Origin of the sequence: Allokutzneria oryzae (assembly GCF_042429765.1) — a bacterium.
Lineage (GTDB): Bacteria > Actinomycetota > Actinomycetes > Mycobacteriales > Pseudonocardiaceae > Allokutzneria > Allokutzneria oryzae.
In genome coordinates, this window is the sequence record NZ_JBHLZU010000005.1 from 201164 (window position 1) to 219751 (window position 18588).

Consider the following 18588-nt stretch of genomic DNA (forward strand, 5'->3'; position numbering starts at 1 on the left):
AGGGTGTCGTGGAGATCCGGCAGGCATGGCCGAGTGATCTCGCCGCCGTCGCGCGGATCTACGGCCACTACGTCACCGGCGGCGTCGCCACCTTCGACGAGCGGCCGCCCACCGTGGAGGACTGGCACCGCGCCTACTGGAAGATCGCCGCGACCGGGCTGCCGTTCCTGGTCGCCGAGGACGACGGCGAGGTCATCGGCTACGCGCTCGCCAAGCCCTGGCGCGACCGGCCCGCCTACCGGGGCACCGCGGAGGAGTCGATCTACCTCGCCCCGGAGGCGGTCGGCAGGGGAGCGGGCACCGCGCTGCTCACCCGGCTGCTCGCCGACTGCGCGCGGTGCGGCATCGGCGAGGTGCTCGCGGTGGTCGTGGACAGCGGCGACCCCGCGTCGATCCGGCTGCACGAGCGGTGCGGCTTTGTCCAGACCGGTCGGCTGGCGCGGGTGGGGCGCAAGCACGGCCGGGTGCTGGACACCGTGCTGTTGCAGCGCACCCTGGCAAAACCGGTGGACAGCGCGGCGACGATCGGGGCGTGAAGAGCTGGACCGTCACCGCCCTCCCCGTCGCGCACCCGGACGCGGCGCTGCTGATCGAGCGGTACTTCTTCGACATCATCGGTCGCTACCACGGCCGCCCGGCCACCCACGACGAGGTGCACGGGCACATGAAGGTCGAACCGAGCGACGACCTGCCGCTGTTCGTGGTCGCCTACGCCGACGGCGTGCCGTCCGGATGTGTCGGCATGCGGCTGCTCACCCCGGAGGTCGGCGAGCTGACCCGGATGTTCGTCGAGCCGGAAGTCCGAGGCAACGGTGTGGGCGCGATGCTGATCGCCGAGGTCGAGCGGCACGCGCGGCTGCTCGGGGTCACCGCGATCCGGCTGGACACGCGGTCGGACCTGGTCGAGGCGCGCGGCCTGTACGCGAAGCTGGGCTACGCGGAGGTCCCGGCCTACAACGACAGCATGTACGCCGAGCACTGGTTCGAGAAACACTTGGCGCATGACTGACCTCCCTGTCGCCCTGGTCACCGGGGCCTCGCGCGGTCTCGGCGCCGCCATCGCCGCCCGCCTCGCCAAGGACGGGTTCGCCGTCGCGGTGAACTACCGCAGCGACGGCGAGGCCGCCCGGCGCGTGGCGGAGGAGATCACCGCCGCCGGAGGCACCGCCGAGCCCTTCGCGGCCGACGTGACCGACGAGCGCGCCGTGCACGAGCTGGTCGCCGCCATCCGGGCGCGGTGGGGCGATGTCGCCGCCCTGGTGATCAACGCGACCGGCCCGCAGCCGAAGACGCCCGTCCGCGAGCTCTCGCTCGCGGAGATCCGGATGCACCAGGAGTTCTTCGTGCACAGCCCGCAATGGCTCACGCGGGCGTGCCTGCCCGGCATGCTGCGCGCGAAGCACGGCCGCATCGTGCACATCGGCTCGGAGATCTCCGGCATGGCCGCACCGGAGGTCGCCTCGTACGCGGTGGCCAAGGCGGGCCAGGAGGCGCTGGCCAGGGCGTGGGCGGTGGAGCTGGCGCCGCACGGGATCACCGTCAACACGGTGGCGCCGGGCTGGATCCCGGTCGAGCGGCACGCCGACGTCGAGGCAGCCGACTTCGACCGGTACCGGGCCAGGGTGCCGTCCGGGCAGCTCGGAGTGCCCGAGGACATCGCCGAGGCGGTCGCCTACTTCGCCTCGCCCGCGTCGGGGTTCACCACGGGAACGCGGCTGCTCGTCGAGGGTGGCAGGCACCTCACCTGACCGTCGGCGACCAGGTTCTCCAGACATGATCACGATTGCGCTGTCCGGGTGATGACCGCCTGCCGTTGGTCGCTCGGCAACGACAGTTCGCCGCGTCGAGGTCAATGTTCGCCGCGCCCGCAAGATCCACTTGCAAGAATTGGCCTGTCGTCGAGGGCGAGGGACGGGAGCCGGATGAGCGTGGAGCGGGTGTCGCGGGAGGTGGCGCGGCCGAGGCCGACCGTCGTCGCGCCGCGCCGCCGCCGCGTCCACCTCGGCCCGACAGGTCGCGGCCCGCGGGTGGTCAGCGCGATCCCGCAGCCCCGCCCGGCCGCCGAGCCCCAGGTCAAGCCCGACCGCTGCCTCGTAACGAGGGTGCTCGGCGGCCTGCCCCGGCGGTGGTCGCCCACGACCCGGCGCGCGATGGTCATGACCGTGCCCCTGATCGCCTTCGGCACGGTGTCGCTGCTGGCGGGTCCCGCGATCGGCGCGATCATCATCGCCTCGCTGTTCGCCGGTGCCGCCCTGTGCCGCTGGCTCGACCACGACTAAACCCCACCCCGGCGCCCTCAAGGCGCCGCCCCGCCCTTCGCCACGCTCGGCCCCCGGCCAGCTCCCGTCCCCGCTCCGCTGCGCCCCGCCTCCGGCCACACTCCGCTCCCGCCCACGCTCCGCTGCGCCCCCGCTCCCGCTCCGCGGCGCCCCGCCTCCGGCCGCGCTCCGCCTCCGGCCGCGCTCCGCGCCGCGCGGCTGGGCTTTTCGCGTTTTGTCACCTTAATGCGCAAGAGAGCGCTCTCATTTCGCATCAAGGTGACAAAACGCGAAACGGGGGACGCGTTTGGTGGCTCAGGGGGAGGGGTGAGCGGTTGGTGAGGTGGTGTCGCGCGGCGGCGTGACGTGCGGGGAAGTCCCGCGTACGGGGGAGGAGGGTGAGTGGGGGAGCCAGGCGTGCGGGGGAGCCGGGCGTGGGCAGCCTGGCGGGTGGGGCAGCCGGGCGGGTGGGGCAGCCGGGCGGGTGGGGCAGCCGGGCGGGTGGCGGAGCCGGGCGGGTGGCGGAGCCGGGTGAGTGGGCAGCCTGGCGAGCGGGGGAGTCAGGTGGGCGGGTTGTGGTAGGTGTGGAAGCCCTTGCCGGTCTTGCGGCCGAGGTCGCCGGCGCACACCAGGTCGGCGAGCAGGCGGCTCGGGGCGAAGCGGGAGTCGTTGGTGCACTCCTGGAGCACCACCAGCGAGTCCAGCACCGTGTCCAGGCCGATCAGGTCGGCCGTGGCCAGCGGCCCCATGGCGTGGCCGAAGCAGTCCTGGAAGATCTTGTCCACTGTGGACGGATCGGCGGTGTTCTCCTGCACCACGATCGACGCCTCGTTCACCGTCAGCATCAGCACCCGGTTGGACACGAAGCCGGGCGCGTCCCGCACGACGATGCCCTGCTTGCCCATGCTCGCCAGCAGCGCCAGCGCTCGGTCCACGGTGTCGTCGCTGGTCACCGCCGCGCGGATCACCTCGACGCTGTCCTTGAGCGGCACCGGGTTCATGAAGTGGGTGCCCAGCACCCGGTCCGGTCTGCGGGTGTTGACGGCCAGCCGCTCGATCGGCACCGCCGAGGTGCAGGAGGCGAGCACCGCGTCCGCCGGACAGATCACGTCCAGCTCGCCGAAGAGCTTGTCCTTGAGCGCCAACCGTTCCGGCCCGCACTCGATCACGAAGCGGGCGTCGGCGAGGTCGGTGATCTCCTCGGTCCAGCGCACCCGCGCGAGCACGTCGTCCGGCGGGGTCGCGGGCAGGCGGCGCAGCAGCGTGGCGAGGCGCAGCCCGTCGCGGAGCCGGGAAAGCCCGTCCACCAAGGCTTTCCGGACCGGGTCGACCACGATGACCCGGTGTCCCGCCGCCGCGAGGCACTGCGCGACCCCCGCGCCCATCGTGCCCGCGCCGACCACTCCGACCGGACGGGTCTCGCTCATCGCTTCGGCTCCTTTGTGGCGCGCCCGTGGTCACACGGCCGATCGGCGGCCGCTCGGGTGCTCCTGGCAGACCATGCGAGGTGCTCCCGGAACGCGCTCTTCTCCGAGGGTCCATTCAGTACCACGTGAATGCGACCAAAGCCAGGGTTTCCTTTTACTGCAAGGCTATTGCGTTTTCAAAGCCGCTCGATAACGTTTCGATGGCGCGGTGTTCTCCCCGTGGCCGGGGTGGCTTGGGTTCCAGCGGTGACGCGTTCGCCGGACGCGCGAACCCAACGGACCGCGGCTTGTCGGAGCGCAACGGGAAATCGGTGGGCTGCTACCTGGCGGCCGGTGGCTTCGGAGTGATCGGGGTTTCGCGTTGAGCGGCCTCGTTGTGCGAGAGAGCGCTCCCTTTTCGCATTGAACCCGCAAAAGTGAAAGGGGGTGGGCTTCGGGGTCGGGCGGCTGCGTGCGGGTGGCGAAACCCGAGCGAGCCACACCGTCCCGGAATGCCTGGCCTCGGTGGGGGACGCGTGGGACGGGGTGGTCACGGGCCGGTGGGGACGCGCGGAAGGTCGAAGCCGAAGTGCTCGCGGTAAGCCGTGAGGATCGCCTCGTCGGAGTGCAGCTTCTCCTCGGTTCGCTCCCCGCCCACCGTCCTGATGAGACGGTCACCGCTGAGCGTGAGCCTGCCGCCCGGCACCGGCTTCGAACAGGCCGGTCCGCGCCGGAACGGGGAGTCCGGCGACGTCTGCTGGTACCAGCACGTCGGCACGAAGTCCGCCATCCGGCGCGGGCGCGGGTCCAGCAGATACTCCGGAGAGCCGTCGCGCAGCACGTCGATGTCCCCGTCTTCGGTGGGGCGCAACAAGAAGGTCCCGTCCGGATCCTGTTGCTCCACACGGGAGCCCAGCCGCAGCGGGAAGGTGCTGTGCCTGCCGAAGCCCACATCCGCCAGCCAGGGTTCGTCCAGGTGCACCAGCAGCGCCATGTGGTCGAACGGCGGCCCGGCCACACCGTCGTGGTAGACGCCCGCCGACAGCATCTCCACGCGGAAACCCAGCTCTGTCAACAGGTACGCGAACGCCCCGTTGAGCTCGTAGCAGAAGCCGCCGCGCCGCTGCCGCACCACCTTGTCGAGCAACGCCTCCGTGGACAGCTCGATCGGTCGACCGAGGTGGATGTCCAGGTTCTCGAACGGAACCGCGGCGAGGTGCCGGGAATGCAGGTGGTGCAAGGCCTCCAGGTCCGCGCGTGCAGGGGGATCCGCGCCGATGCGGGCCAGGTACTCAGGGACGAGACTCACACAGGGCTCCGAAGCGGTCGAGCAGCCGGGCGGGGTCGCTGTCCACAATAAGCACGTCCCGGACCTCCTGGCGGAGGAATCCTTCGGACACCATGTGGTCGGCGAGGCCGAGCAGCGGCTGGAAGAAGCCGTTGACGTCCAGCAGCGCGACGGGCTTGGCGTGGATGCCGAGCATCGACCAGGTCCAGACCTCGAACAGCTCCTCCAGCGTGCCGATGCCGCCTGGGAGCGCGACGAACGCGTCGGCGAGCTCGGCCATCTTCGCCTTGCGGTCGTGCATCGTGTCGACCACGTGCAGCTCGGTGAGCCCCTGGTGGCCGATCTCCCGCGCCTGGAGGTGGTGCGGGATCACCCCGTGCACCTCGCCGCCCGCGGCCAGGGTCGCGTCCGCGATCTCGCCCATCGTGCCGACCGAGGCCCCGCCGTAGACCAGATCGACACCGCGTTCACCGAGCAGGCGGCCGAAGGCCCTCGCGGTCTCGACGTAGTCGCTGCCCCGGCCCGGTCGTGACCCACAGAAGACGCACACTCGCATGCGGTGATCCTGTCACGGTGCCGGCTCAGCGGTCACCGAGCACCGCGACCGCGACCGCGAACGCCAGCCTGCGGTCCAGCCAGGTCGCCGTGCTCTCGAAGTCGTAGCCGGTGGACCGCATCACCTTCGCCTCGCCCGCCAGCCACAGCAACGTCCGCTCCGTCGGCTGGTCACCGCCCTCGGCGCCAAGGGAGAACACGGAGTCCACCAGGCCACCGAGGAGCTTGCCCACCGCGCGCACTCCGGAGTCCTTGGGCGAGAGGGCCGCCCACTTGTTGCGCCCCAGGATCTCGGGACGCCCCGACTGCTCGATGCTCCAGGTGTGCCGCAGCAGCCTCCCCGCGGCGGGCACGCGCCGGATCGTGCCGATGACCTGACCCGCGCCGTCCAGGACCCGGTGGGTGTTCTCGCTCTCCTCCCGGACCTCGCCGGGAAGAAGGCGCAGGGAGCGTGGACGCGGTCCTTGCCGTCCCGCCCGCGCACGCGGACCGCGTTGGGCCCCACCAGTGTGCGCGTGTACTCCGGGCCGACCTCGCGCTCCACGATGTCGATCGTGAACCGGCCGACGTCGCGCCAGTCGACCGCCGCGACCGTCGGCTGATGAGCCTTGTCCCTCCCGAACGCCACGGGCCGAACCTACTTCCGGCGTTCGTGCTCCACGAAACGCGTCGCCTCCCCGCTCAGCTGGGTGAGCAGGAACGCGCCCATGCCGATGTCGTCGGTCAGGCCGATCACCGGCAGCAGCTCGGGGATCAGGTCGATCGGCGACAGGATGTAGAGCACACCGAAGATCCAGAACAGCCGCTTCGACCACGGCGGCGCGGGATAGGCGCCCGCGCGGATCGCCTTGACCATCCTCGGCAGCACGCGCAGCTGCCCGATGAGCCCGAGGCGGCCGCGCAGCAGGCCCACGACCCCGGTGACGATCGCGATCGCGGCGAGCACGAACAGGACCGTGCCGATCGTGGTCGGCTCCACACCGAGCACCGGGTTCGTCATGCTCCAGTAGGCGAACGCGCCGAGCCCGAACAGCAGCAAGCCGAGAAGGATCACGCCACCACGCTACCTGCGGGAACGGCGAAGGGCCGGTCCCCGTGGGGGGAACCGGCCCTTCGGTGCCGTTCGCTACGCGTCGCGCTTGGCCAGCAGGCTCTGGGCGATCACCAGCACCAGCAGCACCCAGGCGACCAGCACGATCGCCGACACACCGGTGCCGATCGCGTACGGCGCGGTCGCCGGGGTCAGGCCGGCCACGTTGTGCAGGGCCTCACCGGGCAGGTAGGCCATGATCCCGTTGCCCGCCTCACCGAGCCAGCCCACGATGCTCGGGATCACCAGCGCCACCAGGGCGGAGACGATGCCGCCAGCGGTGCTGCGGAAGACGATGCCGAAAGCCACCGCGATCAGGCCGTACAGCGGGGCCATCAGCGCCGAGCCCGCGATCAGCCGCAGGATGCGCGGGTCCGCCAGGCTGGCGATGTCCAGCCCCTGCGAGAGCAGGATCAGCTGGCCGACGCCGTAGGCGACGAACGCAGCGACCAGGCCGACCACGTAGGTCACCACGGCGATCACCACGGTCTTGGCGGCGAGGAACTGGCTGCGCTTGGGCGAGGCGGTCAGCGTCACCCTGATCATGCCGGTGGAGTACTCCGAGCCGATCGTCGTCGCCGCCATCACCATCAGGGTCAGCGCGGCGGCGTCCGAGCCCAGCAGGCTGGTGGAGACCACGTCGAAGACGTCGCGGTCGGCGATGCCGGTGCCGGTGGTCACGGCACTGGTCAGCACGAACAGCGCGGCGGCCAGCGCGGCCAGCCCGACCGCGACCAGCAGCAGGATCCTGGTGGTGCGCAGGCTCCAGATCTTGGTCCACTCGGAGGCGATGGTGGTGGGCAGGCCCGAGGCCTTGTGCTTCACCGGGGACTTCACGGTGGGCGTCGCGGAGTTGCTCATGATCCCTGGTGCTCCTTGGCTGCGGAGGTGGCCTGCGCGCGGTAGCCGACCTGGTCGCGGGTGAGGTGGATGAACGCCTCCTCCAGACCGGGGCGGCGCGGGGTGAGCTCGTGCAGCGGGATGCCGTGCTGCGCGGCGAGCTCGCCGATCTGCGCGGCCTCGACGCCGCTGAGGATCAGCTCGTTGCCGTCGCTGGAGACGACGTGCGCCCCGACGCGTCCCAGCAGCGACAGGAGGTCGGCGGCCTTCGGGGAGACGACGCTCACCTGGGCGGCGACGCCCTGCCGGACGAGGTCGTGCACGCTGACGTCGGCGATGAGCTTGCCCTTGCCGATCACCAGCACGTGGTCGGCGGTGGCCTCCATCTCGTTCATCAGGTGGCTGGAGAGGAAGATCGTCCTGCCCTCCGACGCGAGCCCCTTGAGCAGCGTGCGGACCCACACGATGCCCTCGGGGTCCAGGCCGTTGAGCGGCTCGTCCAGCATCAGCACGGCCGGGTCGCCCAGCAGTGCCGCCGCGATGCCCAGGCGCTGGCGCATGCCGAGGGAGAACTCCCCGACCCGCTTGTCCCCGGCCTTGCCGAGACCCACCAGCTCCAGGACCTCACCGACCCGCTTCTGCTCGATGCCGCCCGCCTGGGCGATCCAGCGCAGGTGCGCCCGCGCGGTCCGGCTCTTCTGCAGGGCGGCGGGGTCCAGCAGCGCGCCGACCTCCCGCAGCGGGGCGGCCAGGCTCCGGTAGTTCCTGCCGCCGACGTGGGCCGACCCCGCGGTCGGGGTGTCCAGCCCCAGGATCATCCGCATGGTGGTCGACTTCCCGGCGCCGTTGGGGCCGAGGAAGCCGGTCACGCGGCCGGGGGACACCGTGAACGAGAGATCATCCACGGCGACGACGTCCCGGTAGCGTTTGGTGAGACCGCGAACCTCGATCATTGAGTTCCCCATCGCTTAAGAAGTGGTCGAAGTCTTGTGCACGAGACAAATGTGCCGGGATACCGGTCCCGGGGCATACCTCGTCCGTCACGAATCGACCATGACGTCTGTCAGGGCGTGGGGTTGACGGCTGTCATCGCAGTTCACAAGGGTGTAGCCCGGTGTGTAGGCCCTTTCGGCTACAACCGCGAATACCCCCGAAAGTGGGGTTGACGCCGATAACGCGCATATAACGCCTGCGTGTCGCGGTCCTGTGCGACGGGAATTGCTACCGATCCCGGTACTTGACGCCGCGCAGCGCGCCCGCCCCGGCCGACCCGCCGAGGATCATCGCGTCCTCGCGCGGGTCCACCGCGCGCAGCGCGGTCAGGAACCGCTCGGCCTGCGCCTCGGCCGGCTCGTCGGTCACCGCCACGATCCGGCTCAGGTGGTAGTGGTCGCCGCGCGCGGGCGGCGGCGTGAAGAAGGTGACGTCGATGTGGTGCTCCTTGGCGAAGACGAAGCACATGCTGCTGTCCCAGCGCCCCAACAGGTTCGGGTCGTCCTGCAGCTCGGCCCGCACCAGCCGGGCGACCACCCGCGCGGGCCACTCCCACGAGCGGTCCCGTTCCGCGCGGGTCAGCTCCGCCTCGTACTGCGCCGCGTCGAACCGGAACTCCGCGGGGACCTCGCCGCGGTCGGAGGTGTTCTCCCAGTCGTACCAGACGATCTGCTCGCCCTCGCGCCTGATCAGCACCGACAGCGCGCCGCAGCACTCCGCGACGCACTCCGCCTCGGCGATCCGGACGCGGCGCGGCTCGGAGCCGGGAAGGAGGCGGCAGCCCGGCCCGAGCACGTGGTCCGGGTCGTGGTTCGGACCGGCGTCGAAGCACGCGCCCGCCACGTCCTCGCCGTCGACGAGCACGCGCAGCTCCGTCTCGCCCCAGGCCGAGTCCTTGGGCGTGGTCACGGTGAGAGACAAGTGGTTGGACACTCCGTCACGCTAACCGCGACGGTGGTCAGCGGGTCCCCGTTGTGCGGAAACGTGCTCCATAGGTGCCCGGACCGAAGCGATCCGCAGTGATGCGGCGCTGATGGAACCTGTCTGACCAGATCGAGTTGACCTGGTGGTTTCAGTCCTGCCTGAAGGCGGTGGGGGCGGCGGCACCGCCGTTGCTAGCTTCACGCTCTGTCGGGGACGGCCGCAGAGCCAGCGAGGGGTGGGGGAGCGTCTCCCGGGACGCTCCCTCTGGCCCCCGTCAGTGCCCCGCGGTCTCGCGCTCGAAGTCGAGCAGGTGGCGCTTGCGCTCGATCCCGCCGCCGTAGCCGGTGAGGTCGCCGTTCGATCCCACCACCCGGTGGCACGGGACGATGATGCTCACCGGGTTCTTGCCGTTGGCCAGGCCAACCGCGCGCGAGGCTGTCGGCTTCCCGATGCGCTCCGCCAGCTGCCCGTACGACACGGTCTCGCCGTAGCCGATCTCCAGCAGCTCGGCCCACACCCGGCGCTGGAACGGCGTTCCGGTCATCGCCAGCGGCAGGTCGAACTCCGTGAGCGTCCCGGCGAAGTACGCTTCCAGCTGCGCGATCACCTCGTCGAACCCGCTGTCCACACGGGGGCCGAAGGTCGACTCCGCCGGGCGGTGCCGCTGGTCGGCCATGTACACCCCCGCCAGCCCGTCATCGGTCGCGACGAGCGTCAGCGGCCCGATCCGGCTGTCCACCACGGTGTGCCTGCGGTCAGTCATGAGCAGATCCTTTCCTTACTGGGGAAGAAGGTTGATGGGGTGGTCGCCGGTCGCCCACAGGTACTGCACGGCGTAGGCCCGCCACGGCCGCCACGCGCTCGCGTGCGCGGTCAGCGCGGCGGGCGTGGACGGCAGACCGAGCCCCTCGGCGGCGACGCGTACCCCGAGGTCGTGGGGGATGAAGGCGTCCGGGTCTCCCAGCGCGCGCATCGCGATCGTCTCCACCGTCCACGGACCGAAGCCGGGGAGAGCGGCGAGCTGGGCGCGGGTGCGTTCCCAGTCGCTGCCCACGCCGAGGTCGATCTCGTTCGCGGCGAGCTCGGAGACCAGGTTCGTCAGCGTCGCGCGGCGGGAACGCGGCAGCGCCAACGACTCCGGGTCCAGCGACGCCAACGCCTCGGGCGTGGGGAACAGGTGGGTCAGGCCACCCGCGGGGTCCTGGATCGGCTCGCCGTGCGCGAGGACGAGGCGGCCCGCGTGGGTGCGCGCCGCGGCGGTGGAGACCTGCTGCCCGAGCACCGCCCGCACGGCGAACTCCGCGCCGTCCACGGTCCGCGGCACCCGCCTGCCGGGAGCTTTCGCGACCAGCGGCTCCAGCCCCGGGTCCTTGGCCAGCTCGGTGTCCACCGCCGTCGGGTCCGCGTCGAGGTCGAGCATCCACCGGCACCGGCTGATCGCGTTCGACAGGTCACGGAGGTCGGTCAGCGTCAGCTGGCACGCGATGTGGTCCGGAAATGGCCGCAGCGCAACGATTCCGTGCCCGTGCGGCAGTCGCATCGTGCGCCGGTACGCGCCGTCGCGCCACTCCTCGACGCCCGGCACCGCCGTCGCGGCGAGGTGGCCGAAGAGGTTGTCAGGACACAGTGGAGCGCGGAAAGGCAGCCGCAGTGAAAGCGTGCCCGAAGACGGCGCGCACCGCTTCGCCCGCTTCCGCAGTTCGGTCGGCGACAAGGCGAAAACGGTGCGCACGGTGTCGTTGAACGCGCGGATGCTGGAGAAGCCCGCCGCGAGCGCCACGTCGGACATCGACAGGCTGCTCGTCTCGATCAGGATGCGTGCCGACTGGGCGCGTTGAGCCCTGGCGAGCGCGAGCGGCCCCGCGCCCAGCTCCGCGCTCAGCAGGCGTTCGAGCTGCCGGGTGCTGTAGCCCAGCCGCGCCGACAGACCGGGAACCCCGTCGCGGTCGACCACGCCGTCGGCGATCAGCCGCATCGCGCGAGCCACCACGTCGGCGCGTTCGTTCCACTGCGGAGAGCCGGGGCTGGCGTCCGGGCGGCAACGCTTGCAGGCGCGGAAACCGGCCTGCTGGGCGGCCGCCGCCGTCGGGTAGAAGCGCATGTTCTCCGGCTTCGGCGGCACCACCGGACAGCTCGCGCGGCAGTAGATCCTGGTCGTCAACACAGCGGTGAAGAACCACCCGTCGAAGCGCGCGTCCTTCGACTGGACCGCGCGGACGCACCGCTCAACATCGTTGTGCATGCCCCCAGCATCGTCGTGCCGCGCGGCCATCGCTGGCGAAAAAACGACATCACTCTTCGGGGCCGACGGTCATGTCGTTTTTCGGCTGGACTCACGCTTCGCGGTGCTGGTGGACTGTGGCCATGACACTGAGCCGTCAGGACCGAGCCGCGCTGTTCACCTCCCTGCACCACAAGGATTCCGTGCTCGCGCTGCCGAACGCGTGGGACGTGATGAGCGCCCGGCTCGTCGAGCTGGAGGGCGCCGAGGCAGTGGCCACCACCAGCGCGGGCGTGGCGTGGAGCCTCGGTGCCGCCGACGGGGACAAGCTCGACCGGGACCGCGCCATCGACCTGGTCACCCGGATCGTCGCCGCCGTCTCGGTGCCGGTCACCGCGGACATCGAGAGCGGCTTCGGGGCGAGCGCGGCCGACGTCGCCGAGACCGTCAGGGGCATCGCCGGGGCGGGCGCGGTGGGCGTCAACCTGGAGGACGCACACCACGGCGGTCCCTCCCCGCTGCGCCCCATCGCCGACCAGGCCGAACGCCTCGCCGCGGCCCGCGAGGCCGACCCCGACCTGTACATCAACGCCCGCGTCGACGTGTACCTGCGGGCGGTCGGCGACCCGGCGGAGCGCGTGGCGGCGACCCTGGAACGGGCCCGCGCCTACCTGGCGGCGGGGGCGAGCGGCATCTTCGTGCCGGGAGTGGCCGACGCGGACACGATCGCCTTGCTGGCCAAGGAGATCGACGCGCCGCTGAACGTGCTCGTCGGCCCCGGCTCACCGACCGTCGCCGAGCTGGCCGAGCTGGGCGTCGCCCGCGCCAGCCTCGGCTCCGGCCTCAGCCAGGCCGCCTACGCCGTCGTCCAGCGCGGCGCGCGGGAGATGCTGACCAGCGGCACCTACACGGCCACCGAGGACGCACTGGACTTCGGCACCCTCAACTCCAGCATCTAGCGCCAGTCCCGCAACTCGTCCTGAAGCCCGCCGCCCCCGTACCCCCGTGCACGCCGCCCCCGTACCCCCGTGCACGCCGCCCCCGTACCCCCGTGCACGCATGGGCCACGCGCATGGGCTGGCTGGCGTGGTCAGGGTTTTCGCGTTTTGTCACCTTGATGCGGAAAGGAGCGCTCTCATTTCGCATTATGCCTACAAAACGCGAAAAGAGGGCACGGGGGTGGCGGGGGTGAGGGCGCCAGGGGCGTGGTGAGGGGCGCGGGGGTGAGGGGGCGGCGGGTGAGGGGGTGAGGGGGCCGAGGGGTGGTGTGGTGGTGAGGGGTGGTGTGGTGGGTGTTGTCATTTGAGGGCAGGCGCTAGCCCTGCTCGTACATCGCGGCCACGGCCGCGTCGATCTCCTCCTGGGGGACGTCGCGGTCGTGCCTGGCGATGCACCAGCGGATGCCGAAGGGACAGCGCACAACCCCCATGCGGGCACCGGAGAAGGAGTCCGCCAGCGGGGTCAGCACCGTCGAGCCGGAGGCGACGGCCCGCTCGAAGACGGCGTCGACGTCGTTGGTCCACAACGTCATCGTGAACGAGTTCCCCTCGGCGGGCTGGCCGACGATGCCGTAGTCCGGCATCGGCTCGGAGAGCTGGAAACGTCCGCCCGCGAGCGCGATCTCGGCGTGCGCCACCGTGCCGTCGGGCGCGTCGAAGCGCTCAAGCACCTCCGCACCGAAGACCTCCCGGTAGTACTCCAGCGCCTTGGCGCTGTCCGGAACGGCGAAGAACATCGTCAGGTTGGGGCTGCCGGCCGGAGCCGGGCCGCGGTTGTCAGACATGCCGCTCATCCTGTGACCATGCCGAACGCGCGGCTTGGACAAACGCGACACGATGTCGGACCCATCGGTCATCCTGATGCCGTGAACAGCGCACGGCACGCCCCGACCGGACTCGCGACGACCAGCGAGCTCGGTGTCCTCGGGGTGCGCGACCTCGACTTCACGGTGGATCGGGTACCGGTGGGCGCGGGGCTGGGCACCCTGGTCGAGCGGTACTGGATGACCAGCTGGGACCTGCCCACCGGGCGCCCCGCCTCGGTCACGCTGCTGCCGCATCCCTGCGTGAACCTGGTCTTCGACCGCGGCCAGCTCATGATCAGCGGAGTCGGCAGCGAGCGCTTCACCTACGCCTACCAGGGCCGCGGCCGGGTGTTCGGGATCAAGTTCCGCCCCGGCGGCTTCCAGCCGTTCCACGGCGGTCCGGTCGCCGAGCTGACCGACCAGGTCCGCCCGCTGGCCACGCTGTGGGGCGAGACCGACGCCACCGCCTTCGCCGACGAGCTCGCCGCGGCGGCCGAGCTGCCGGACCTGGTCGCTGTCGCCGAGCGGTGGCTGCGCGCGCACTGGCCGGAGCCGGACAGCGAGGTGGCCAGGGTAGGGCGCATCGTCCGGGCGCTGCTGCACGATCGGTCGATCACCCGCGTCCAGGACGTGACGGAGCGCTTCGGGCTGTCCATGCGCACGCTGCAACGGCTGTTCCAGCGATATGTGGGTGTGAGCCCGAAATGGGTGCTGCGCCGTTACCGGCTGCACGAGGCCGCGGCCCGGTTGGCGGAGGGCGCCGGCGGCACCTGGGCGGACGTCGCTGTGGACCTCGGTTACTTCGACCAGTCGCACTTCATCCGAGACTTCGTTCGCGCGGTGGGGCTGACGCCGGTGGCCTACGCCGAGGCGTGCCTGCGAAGGGAGGCGCCGCTGAGCGCATGAGACGGTTGACGGCGTGATCTCCGGGTAGCCGAGGTAGATGTCCGCACTGCGCCATCCCCCGTTGCCGACCCCGAACCGCCCAGGCCCCCTGCCACCGGGCCCGGGCCCGGTCCCGCCGGATCCGCTGCCACCTCGACCGGGTCCAGTGCCACCACAACCCCCGTGGCCGACGCCGCCGAGTCCGTGACGCAGCGGGACATCATCGCGAAGCTGCTGGACGAACACGGCAGGACCTACGCGTCAGAAGCGGGAATCCCGTTGGCGGACAAGCCTTCCCCGCTCTACCGCCTGCTCGTGCTGACCACGCTGCTCTCGGTGCGCATCAGCTCCGACATCGCCGTCGCGGCGGCTCGTGAGCTGTCCAAGGCGGGCTGGCGCACGGCTCGCGCGATGCGTGAATCGACGTGGCAGCAACGAGTTGACGCCCTCGGCCGGGCGCACTACGTCCGCTATGACGAGAGCACCGCCCGCCACCTCGGCGAAGGCGCGGAGCTGACCATCACCGCCTACGGCGGGGACCTCCGGCGCATGCGCCGGGCGGCGGACGGTGACGTTTCCGAGCTGCAACGCCTGCTGAGGCGCTTCCCGAGGATCGGTCCGGTCGGCGCACGGATCTTCTGCCGCGAGGTCCAGGACGTGTGGCCGGAGTTCCGCCCGTTCTTCGACGACCGCGCCCTGACCGCCGCCGCCCGCTTGGGCCTGCCCACCACCCCCGCCGACCTGGCCCGCTCGGCCCCGTCCGGCGCGGTCGCGCTCCTCGCGGCTGCCCTCATCCGCCACGAGCGAGCGAATCGTGCTGGAAAGAGCGCAGAAGCGGGGTGAAGAGGTGGGGGCCTCCACCGGCGGGGTTGGCCGCTGCCCGGCAGCTCCAGGGATGCCCGCGCTGATCTCGTGGCCAACGTCGGTGACGCGGTGCGGCGCGGTGTCCAGCGAGAACGCGCCGCCCATCGAACAGTCGACCCGGGTGCGCCGCCATCGCCGTCCGCCTCGCCCTCGGCGGAGTCGCCGTAGCCGCGCTGGTCGTGGTGGATCACCCGGTGGTCGGTGGCGAGCGCGTGGAACGGGTGCGCCCACATCCTGCGATCGTCCAGCGCCGCGTGGGTGAACAGCACGACGGGGCCGGAGCCGCCTCGTAGGCGAGTTCCGGCCCCGTTCACCACAACCTTTGCCGCAGCGGCAACCCAGGGTCGGCCGCCGTCAGCGCGGTGTCACCAGGTGACCGGAAGCGACGAGAGGCCGTAGACCACCGAGAACGCGCGGAACTCCACCTCGTCCACGGGGATCGCCGGGCGCAGGTTCGGGAAGCGCCGCAGCAGCGCGGGGAAGGCCACCCGCATCTCCATCCGCGCGAGCGGCGCGCCAAGGCAGTGGTGCACCCCGTGGCCGAACGCCAGGTGCGGCGCGGTCTTGCGGCCGATGTCCAGCGCTTCCAGGTTCTCGCCGATCGCCGGGTCGCGGTTGCCCGCCGGGATGGAGAAGATCACCAGGTCGCCCTTGGCGATCCGCTCACCGCCGAGCTCGGTGTCCCCGGTCGCCCACCGCGGCGCGATGGTGTGGGTGATCGACATGTACCGCAGCAGCTCCTCGACGGCCGCCTCGATGTGCTCGTCGGACTCGGCGAGCGCGCGCTGGTCCGGGTGCTGGAGCAGCTTGAGCGTGCCGAGGCCGAGCATGTTCGACGTGGTCTCGTGCCCGGCGAGCAGCAGCAGGTCCGCGACCCCGACCAGCTCGGCGTTGGTGATCTTGTCGGCGTGCTCGCGGATCAGCATGCCGATCATGTCCTCGCCCGGGTCCGCGCGCTGCCGCTCGACCAGCTTCGCCATGTAGGCCAGCGACTCCTGGGTCGCCGCGACCCGCTCCTCCAGGGCCAGCGACAGGTCCAGCCGCAGGTTGCTCAGCCGCTGGAAGTCGTCCCGGTCCTCGTAGGGCACCCCCAGCAGCTCGCAGATCACCAGTGACGGGATCGGCAGCGCGAACGCCCGCACCAGGTCCACCGGCGGCCCGGCCTGCTCCATCGCGTCGAGGTGCTCCTCGACGATCGCCTCGATCCTCGGCTGCAGCCTGCGGATCCGCCGGACGGTGAACTCCGGGGTGAGCAGCCTGCGCAGGCTGGTGTGCTCCGGCGGGTCGTAGCTGAGCAGCATCCCGTCGGCGTTCTGCCGCGCGAACGGTGGCAGGTCGACGGCGTGGCGGGAGTTGTTGGCGAACCGGGTGGCGTCGCCCAGCGCCTCCCGGATGAGGTCGTAGCGGGTGACCAGCCAGGCCTCGGAACCCCAGGTGGTGCGGATCTTGCTGACCGGGCTCCGCTCGCGCAGTTCGGTGAGTTCGGGGACGGGGTCGAAGGCGTCGCGCCGGACGTGCACCGGCGCGCTGGTCATCGGCGGCATGCTGGTGGGGGCGGGCGCTGTGCTGCTGTCGGTCATCGCGGTCCCGTTCGTGTGGTGGGTCAACCGCTAATCCGATATGGAACTCTCGGTTAGCTCCTCCCCGAAGCTAGCACAACTGATAGTCAGCTCTCATCTGATACCGTTCCCGCATGAACGCCCCAGGTCAGCGCCCCCTTCGCGCGGATGCCCTGCGCAACGCCGAGCGCCTGGTGATCGCGGCGCGGCAGGCCTTCGCCGACGACGGGCCGGAGGTGTCGCTGGAGGAGATCGCCCGCAGGGCCGGGGTCGGCGTCGCCACGCTCTACCGCCGCTTCCCGAGCAAGGACGACCTCGTGGCGGCTGTGCTGCTGTGGCGCTACGACGAGCGGGTCGCGCCCGTGCTGGAGGCCGCGCTGGTCGACCCCGACCCGTGGCGGGGTGTCGTGTCGTCCCTGGAGGCGGCGATGAGCCTGGCCTGCGAGGAGCAGTGCACGTTCCTCGCGGCGAAGAGCATGAGCAACCTCGCGGACGGCATCCAGGACCGTTACTTCGCCGACTTCACCAAGATCGTCGCCAGGGCGCAGGCCGCGGGGCTGCTCCGGAAGGACCTCACCCCGGAGGACCTGCCGCCGGTGGCGTACATGCTGGTCGGCGTGTTGCACGTCGTGCGAGCGCCGGAGTGGGACTGGCGCCGCTACCTCACGCTGCTGCTCGACGGCCTCCGCCCCGCCGGAGCCACGGAGCTACCGGCACTCCGGCGCCCGGGCCAGACGTAGCGCCACCATCGCCCGCCACCCGGTCCACGAGGAGTCCATCCCTCCTCGTTCGCGTTTTGCCACCTAAACGCGAAATGAGAGCGCTCTCTTGCGCATCAAGGTGACAAAACGCGAAACGTCGGGCCACCGCGGGCCACGTCGGGCCACGTCGGGCTGCGGCGGGCTGCGGCGGGCCGCGTCGCGAAACGTCGGGCCGCGTCGGGCTGCGGCGGGCCGCGTCGCGAAACGTCGGGCCGCGGCGGTGCGCGGCGGGCCACGTCGGGCTGCGGCGGGCCACCGCAGGCCGCGTCGGGCTGCGGCGGGCCGCGTCGGGCTGCGGGGGTGCGCCGGGATGGGGTCAGTCGCGGGACCTGGCGTCGAGCTCGGCCGCTTCCTCCGGTGTGGGGGCGGTGCCGCCGAGGTGCGCGGGCTGCCACCACGTCTGGTCGGGCGCCGGCGTCTCGGGGTATTCGCGCTGCGCCTTGTCCAGCAGCTCCGTCATCCGCGCGCGCAGCTCGGCGGTGACCTCGGTGGCGTCCTGCTCCGGCGTCGGGTGCAGCGGCTGGCCGATCAGGATCGTGACGGGCAGGTGCCTGGTGCCCAGCGAACGCGGGCGGCCCTTGGTCCACATCCGCTGCGTGCCCCACACCGCCATCGGGATCAGCGGCGCTCCGGCCTCCGCGGCCATGCGCACCGCGCCGGACTTGATGTCCTTCACCGTGAACGACCGGCTGATCGTCGCTTCGGGGAACACGCCGATCACCTCGCCGTCGCGCAGCGCGGCCATGGCCTGGTCGTAGGCGGCCTCGCCCGCCGCGCGGTCGACCGGGATGTGGTGCATGCCGCGCATCAGCGGACCGGCGACCACGTTGTCGAAGACCTCTTTCTTCGCCATGAAGCGGACCAGGCGGTTGGCGGGCTGGGCGCCGAAGCCGCAGAAGATGAAGTCGAGGTAGCTCACGTGGTTGCTGGCCAGCACCGCCGCGCCCTCGTTGGGGATGTGCTCGGCCCCCTCCACCCGGATTCGCATGTCGAGCACCCGGAACATGGTCTTCGCCAGCGCGATGACCGGGGGGTAGACGATGTCAGCCATGTGCGTCAGTCGACCGATCTGCAGCAGGGGGAATCGGACAGAACGACGCTAGGGGGTTCTCCGGCCGCCTGCGTTATGGCGAAGCTCAC

General features: G+C 71.4%; 22 protein-coding genes. 9 read left to right on the forward strand and 13 right to left on the reverse strand.

Features of this window, described 5'->3' with window-relative positions; genetic code table 11:
• The first annotated feature begins 8 nt into the window (after positions 1 to 8).
• From ACFFQA_RS06305 to ACFFQA_RS06320, 4 genes are all read left to right on the forward strand, one after another.
• Positions 9 to 536 (forward strand): GNAT family N-acetyltransferase, encoded by a 528-nt coding sequence (locus ACFFQA_RS06305; RefSeq protein WP_377850686.1) that lies wholly within the window; start codon positions 9 to 11, stop codon positions 534 to 536.
• Positions 533 to 1009, forward strand: coding sequence for a GNAT family N-acetyltransferase (locus ACFFQA_RS06310; RefSeq protein WP_377850687.1), 477 nt, complete (start codon positions 533 to 535; stop codon positions 1007 to 1009). The genes ACFFQA_RS06305 and ACFFQA_RS06310 overlap by 4 nt, the downstream gene beginning before the upstream one ends.
• Complete coding sequence (locus ACFFQA_RS06315) at positions 1002 to 1748, forward strand: SDR family NAD(P)-dependent oxidoreductase (RefSeq protein ID WP_377850688.1); 747 nt, start codon at positions 1002 to 1004, stop codon at positions 1746 to 1748. The genes ACFFQA_RS06310 and ACFFQA_RS06315 overlap by 8 nt, the downstream gene beginning before the upstream one ends.
• Positions 1749 to 1922: 174 nt before the next feature.
• Positions 1923 to 2279 (forward strand): hypothetical protein, encoded by a 357-nt coding sequence (locus ACFFQA_RS06320; protein ID WP_377850689.1) that lies wholly within the window; start codon positions 1923 to 1925, stop codon positions 2277 to 2279.
• A 539-nt stretch (positions 2280 to 2818) separates the two neighbouring features.
• On the opposite strand, the gene ACFFQA_RS06325 is transcribed toward ACFFQA_RS06320, so the two are convergent.
• The 4 genes from ACFFQA_RS06325 to ACFFQA_RS06340 all read right to left on the reverse strand — a co-directional run bounded on the left by ACFFQA_RS06325 (position 2819) and on the right by ACFFQA_RS06340 (position 5860).
• Entirely contained in the window at positions 2819 to 3685 is an 867-nt protein-coding gene (locus ACFFQA_RS06325) for a 3-hydroxyacyl-CoA dehydrogenase family protein (RefSeq protein ID WP_377850690.1), read from the reverse strand.
• Positions 3686 to 4214: 529 nt separating this feature from the next.
• Entirely contained in the window at positions 4215 to 4973 is a 759-nt protein-coding gene (locus ACFFQA_RS06330) for an arylamine N-acetyltransferase family protein (protein WP_377850691.1), read from the reverse strand.
• Complete coding sequence (locus ACFFQA_RS06335) at positions 4957 to 5508, reverse strand: LOG family protein (RefSeq protein WP_377850692.1); 552 nt, start codon at positions 5506 to 5508, stop codon at positions 4957 to 4959. The genes ACFFQA_RS06330 and ACFFQA_RS06335 overlap by 17 nt, the downstream gene beginning before the upstream one ends.
• A gap of 25 nt (positions 5509 to 5533) precedes the next feature.
• Positions 5534 to 5860 (reverse strand): hypothetical protein, encoded by a 327-nt coding sequence (locus ACFFQA_RS06340; protein ID WP_377850693.1) that lies wholly within the window; start codon positions 5858 to 5860, stop codon positions 5534 to 5536.
• Between the two features lie 45 nt (positions 5861 to 5905).
• On the opposite strand from ACFFQA_RS06340, the gene ACFFQA_RS06345 reads away from it, so the two are divergent.
• Positions 5906 to 6109: a hypothetical protein gene (locus tag ACFFQA_RS06345; protein ID WP_377850694.1), complete on the forward strand. Its 204-nt coding sequence runs from the start codon at positions 5906 to 5908 to the stop codon at positions 6107 to 6109.
• Positions 6110 to 6144: 35 nt separating this feature from the next.
• Here ACFFQA_RS06345 and ACFFQA_RS06350 read toward each other — a convergent pair whose 3' ends face one another.
• The 6 genes from ACFFQA_RS06350 to ACFFQA_RS06375 form a co-directional block, all read right to left on the reverse strand.
• Positions 6145 to 6561 (reverse strand): YkvA family protein, encoded by a 417-nt coding sequence (locus tag ACFFQA_RS06350; RefSeq protein WP_377850695.1) that lies wholly within the window; start codon positions 6559 to 6561, stop codon positions 6145 to 6147.
• Between the two features lie 72 nt (positions 6562 to 6633).
• Positions 6634 to 7458, reverse strand: a complete 825-nt coding sequence (locus ACFFQA_RS06355; protein WP_377850696.1) for a DUF2705 family protein — start codon at positions 7456 to 7458, stop codon at positions 6634 to 6636.
• The gene (locus tag ACFFQA_RS06360; RefSeq protein ID WP_377850697.1) at positions 7455 to 8390 is read right to left on the reverse strand and encodes an ABC transporter ATP-binding protein; all 936 of its coding nucleotides are present in this window, start codon (positions 8388 to 8390) and stop codon (positions 7455 to 7457) included. Before ACFFQA_RS06360 ends, ACFFQA_RS06355 begins: the two co-directional genes overlap by 4 nt.
• 268 nt (positions 8391 to 8658) lie before the next feature.
• Entirely contained in the window at positions 8659 to 9363 is a 705-nt protein-coding gene (locus tag ACFFQA_RS06365) for a hypothetical protein (protein WP_377850698.1), read from the reverse strand.
• Positions 9364 to 9628: 265 nt separating this feature from the next.
• Positions 9629 to 10117 (reverse strand): methylated-DNA--[protein]-cysteine S-methyltransferase, encoded by a 489-nt coding sequence (locus ACFFQA_RS06370; RefSeq protein ID WP_377850699.1) that lies wholly within the window; start codon positions 10115 to 10117, stop codon positions 9629 to 9631.
• Between the two features lie 15 nt (positions 10118 to 10132).
• Entirely contained in the window at positions 10133 to 11596 is a 1464-nt protein-coding gene (locus ACFFQA_RS06375) for an AlkA N-terminal domain-containing protein (protein WP_377850700.1), read from the reverse strand.
• 122 nt (positions 11597 to 11718) lie between these two features.
• Between ACFFQA_RS06375 and ACFFQA_RS06380 the strand changes: the two genes are divergently transcribed.
• On the forward strand, positions 11719 to 12534 hold the full coding sequence (locus ACFFQA_RS06380) for an isocitrate lyase/PEP mutase family protein (RefSeq protein ID WP_377850701.1): 816 nt from the start codon (positions 11719 to 11721) through the stop codon (positions 12532 to 12534).
• A gap of 356 nt (positions 12535 to 12890) precedes the next feature.
• Here ACFFQA_RS06380 and ACFFQA_RS06385 read toward each other — a convergent pair whose 3' ends face one another.
• On the reverse strand, positions 12891 to 13358 hold the full coding sequence (locus tag ACFFQA_RS06385) for a VOC family protein (RefSeq protein WP_377850702.1): 468 nt from the start codon (positions 13356 to 13358) through the stop codon (positions 12891 to 12893).
• Between the two features lie 81 nt (positions 13359 to 13439).
• Between ACFFQA_RS06385 and ACFFQA_RS06390 the strand changes: the two genes are divergently transcribed.
• Together ACFFQA_RS06390 and ACFFQA_RS06395 are read left to right on the forward strand one after the other, a co-directional pair.
• Entirely contained in the window at positions 13440 to 14285 is an 846-nt protein-coding gene (locus tag ACFFQA_RS06390; RefSeq protein ID WP_377850703.1) for an AraC family transcriptional regulator, read from the forward strand.
• Positions 14286 to 14447: 162 nt separating this feature from the next.
• Complete coding sequence (locus ACFFQA_RS06395) at positions 14448 to 15107, forward strand: endonuclease (RefSeq protein WP_377850704.1); 660 nt, start codon at positions 14448 to 14450, stop codon at positions 15105 to 15107.
• 386 nt (positions 15108 to 15493) lie between these two features.
• Here the strand turns inward: ACFFQA_RS06395 and ACFFQA_RS06400 are convergent, their stop codons facing one another.
• Entirely contained in the window at positions 15494 to 16708 is a 1215-nt protein-coding gene (locus tag ACFFQA_RS06400; RefSeq protein WP_377850705.1) for a cytochrome P450, read from the reverse strand.
• A gap of 113 nt (positions 16709 to 16821) precedes the next feature.
• On the opposite strand from ACFFQA_RS06400, the gene ACFFQA_RS06405 reads away from it, so the two are divergent.
• A complete protein-coding gene (locus ACFFQA_RS06405) occupies positions 16822 to 17427 on the forward strand; it encodes a TetR/AcrR family transcriptional regulator (protein WP_377850706.1) in 606 nt (201 codons plus the stop codon).
• A 337-nt stretch (positions 17428 to 17764) separates the two neighbouring features.
• Here the strand turns inward: ACFFQA_RS06405 and ACFFQA_RS06410 are convergent, their stop codons facing one another.
• Positions 17765 to 18499 carry a lysophospholipid acyltransferase family protein gene (locus tag ACFFQA_RS06410; protein WP_377850707.1) on the reverse strand — a complete coding sequence of 245 codons (735 nt, stop codon included), beginning with the start codon at positions 18497 to 18499 and terminating at the stop codon, positions 17765 to 17767.
• Between the last annotated feature and the right edge of the window lie 89 nt (positions 18500 to 18588).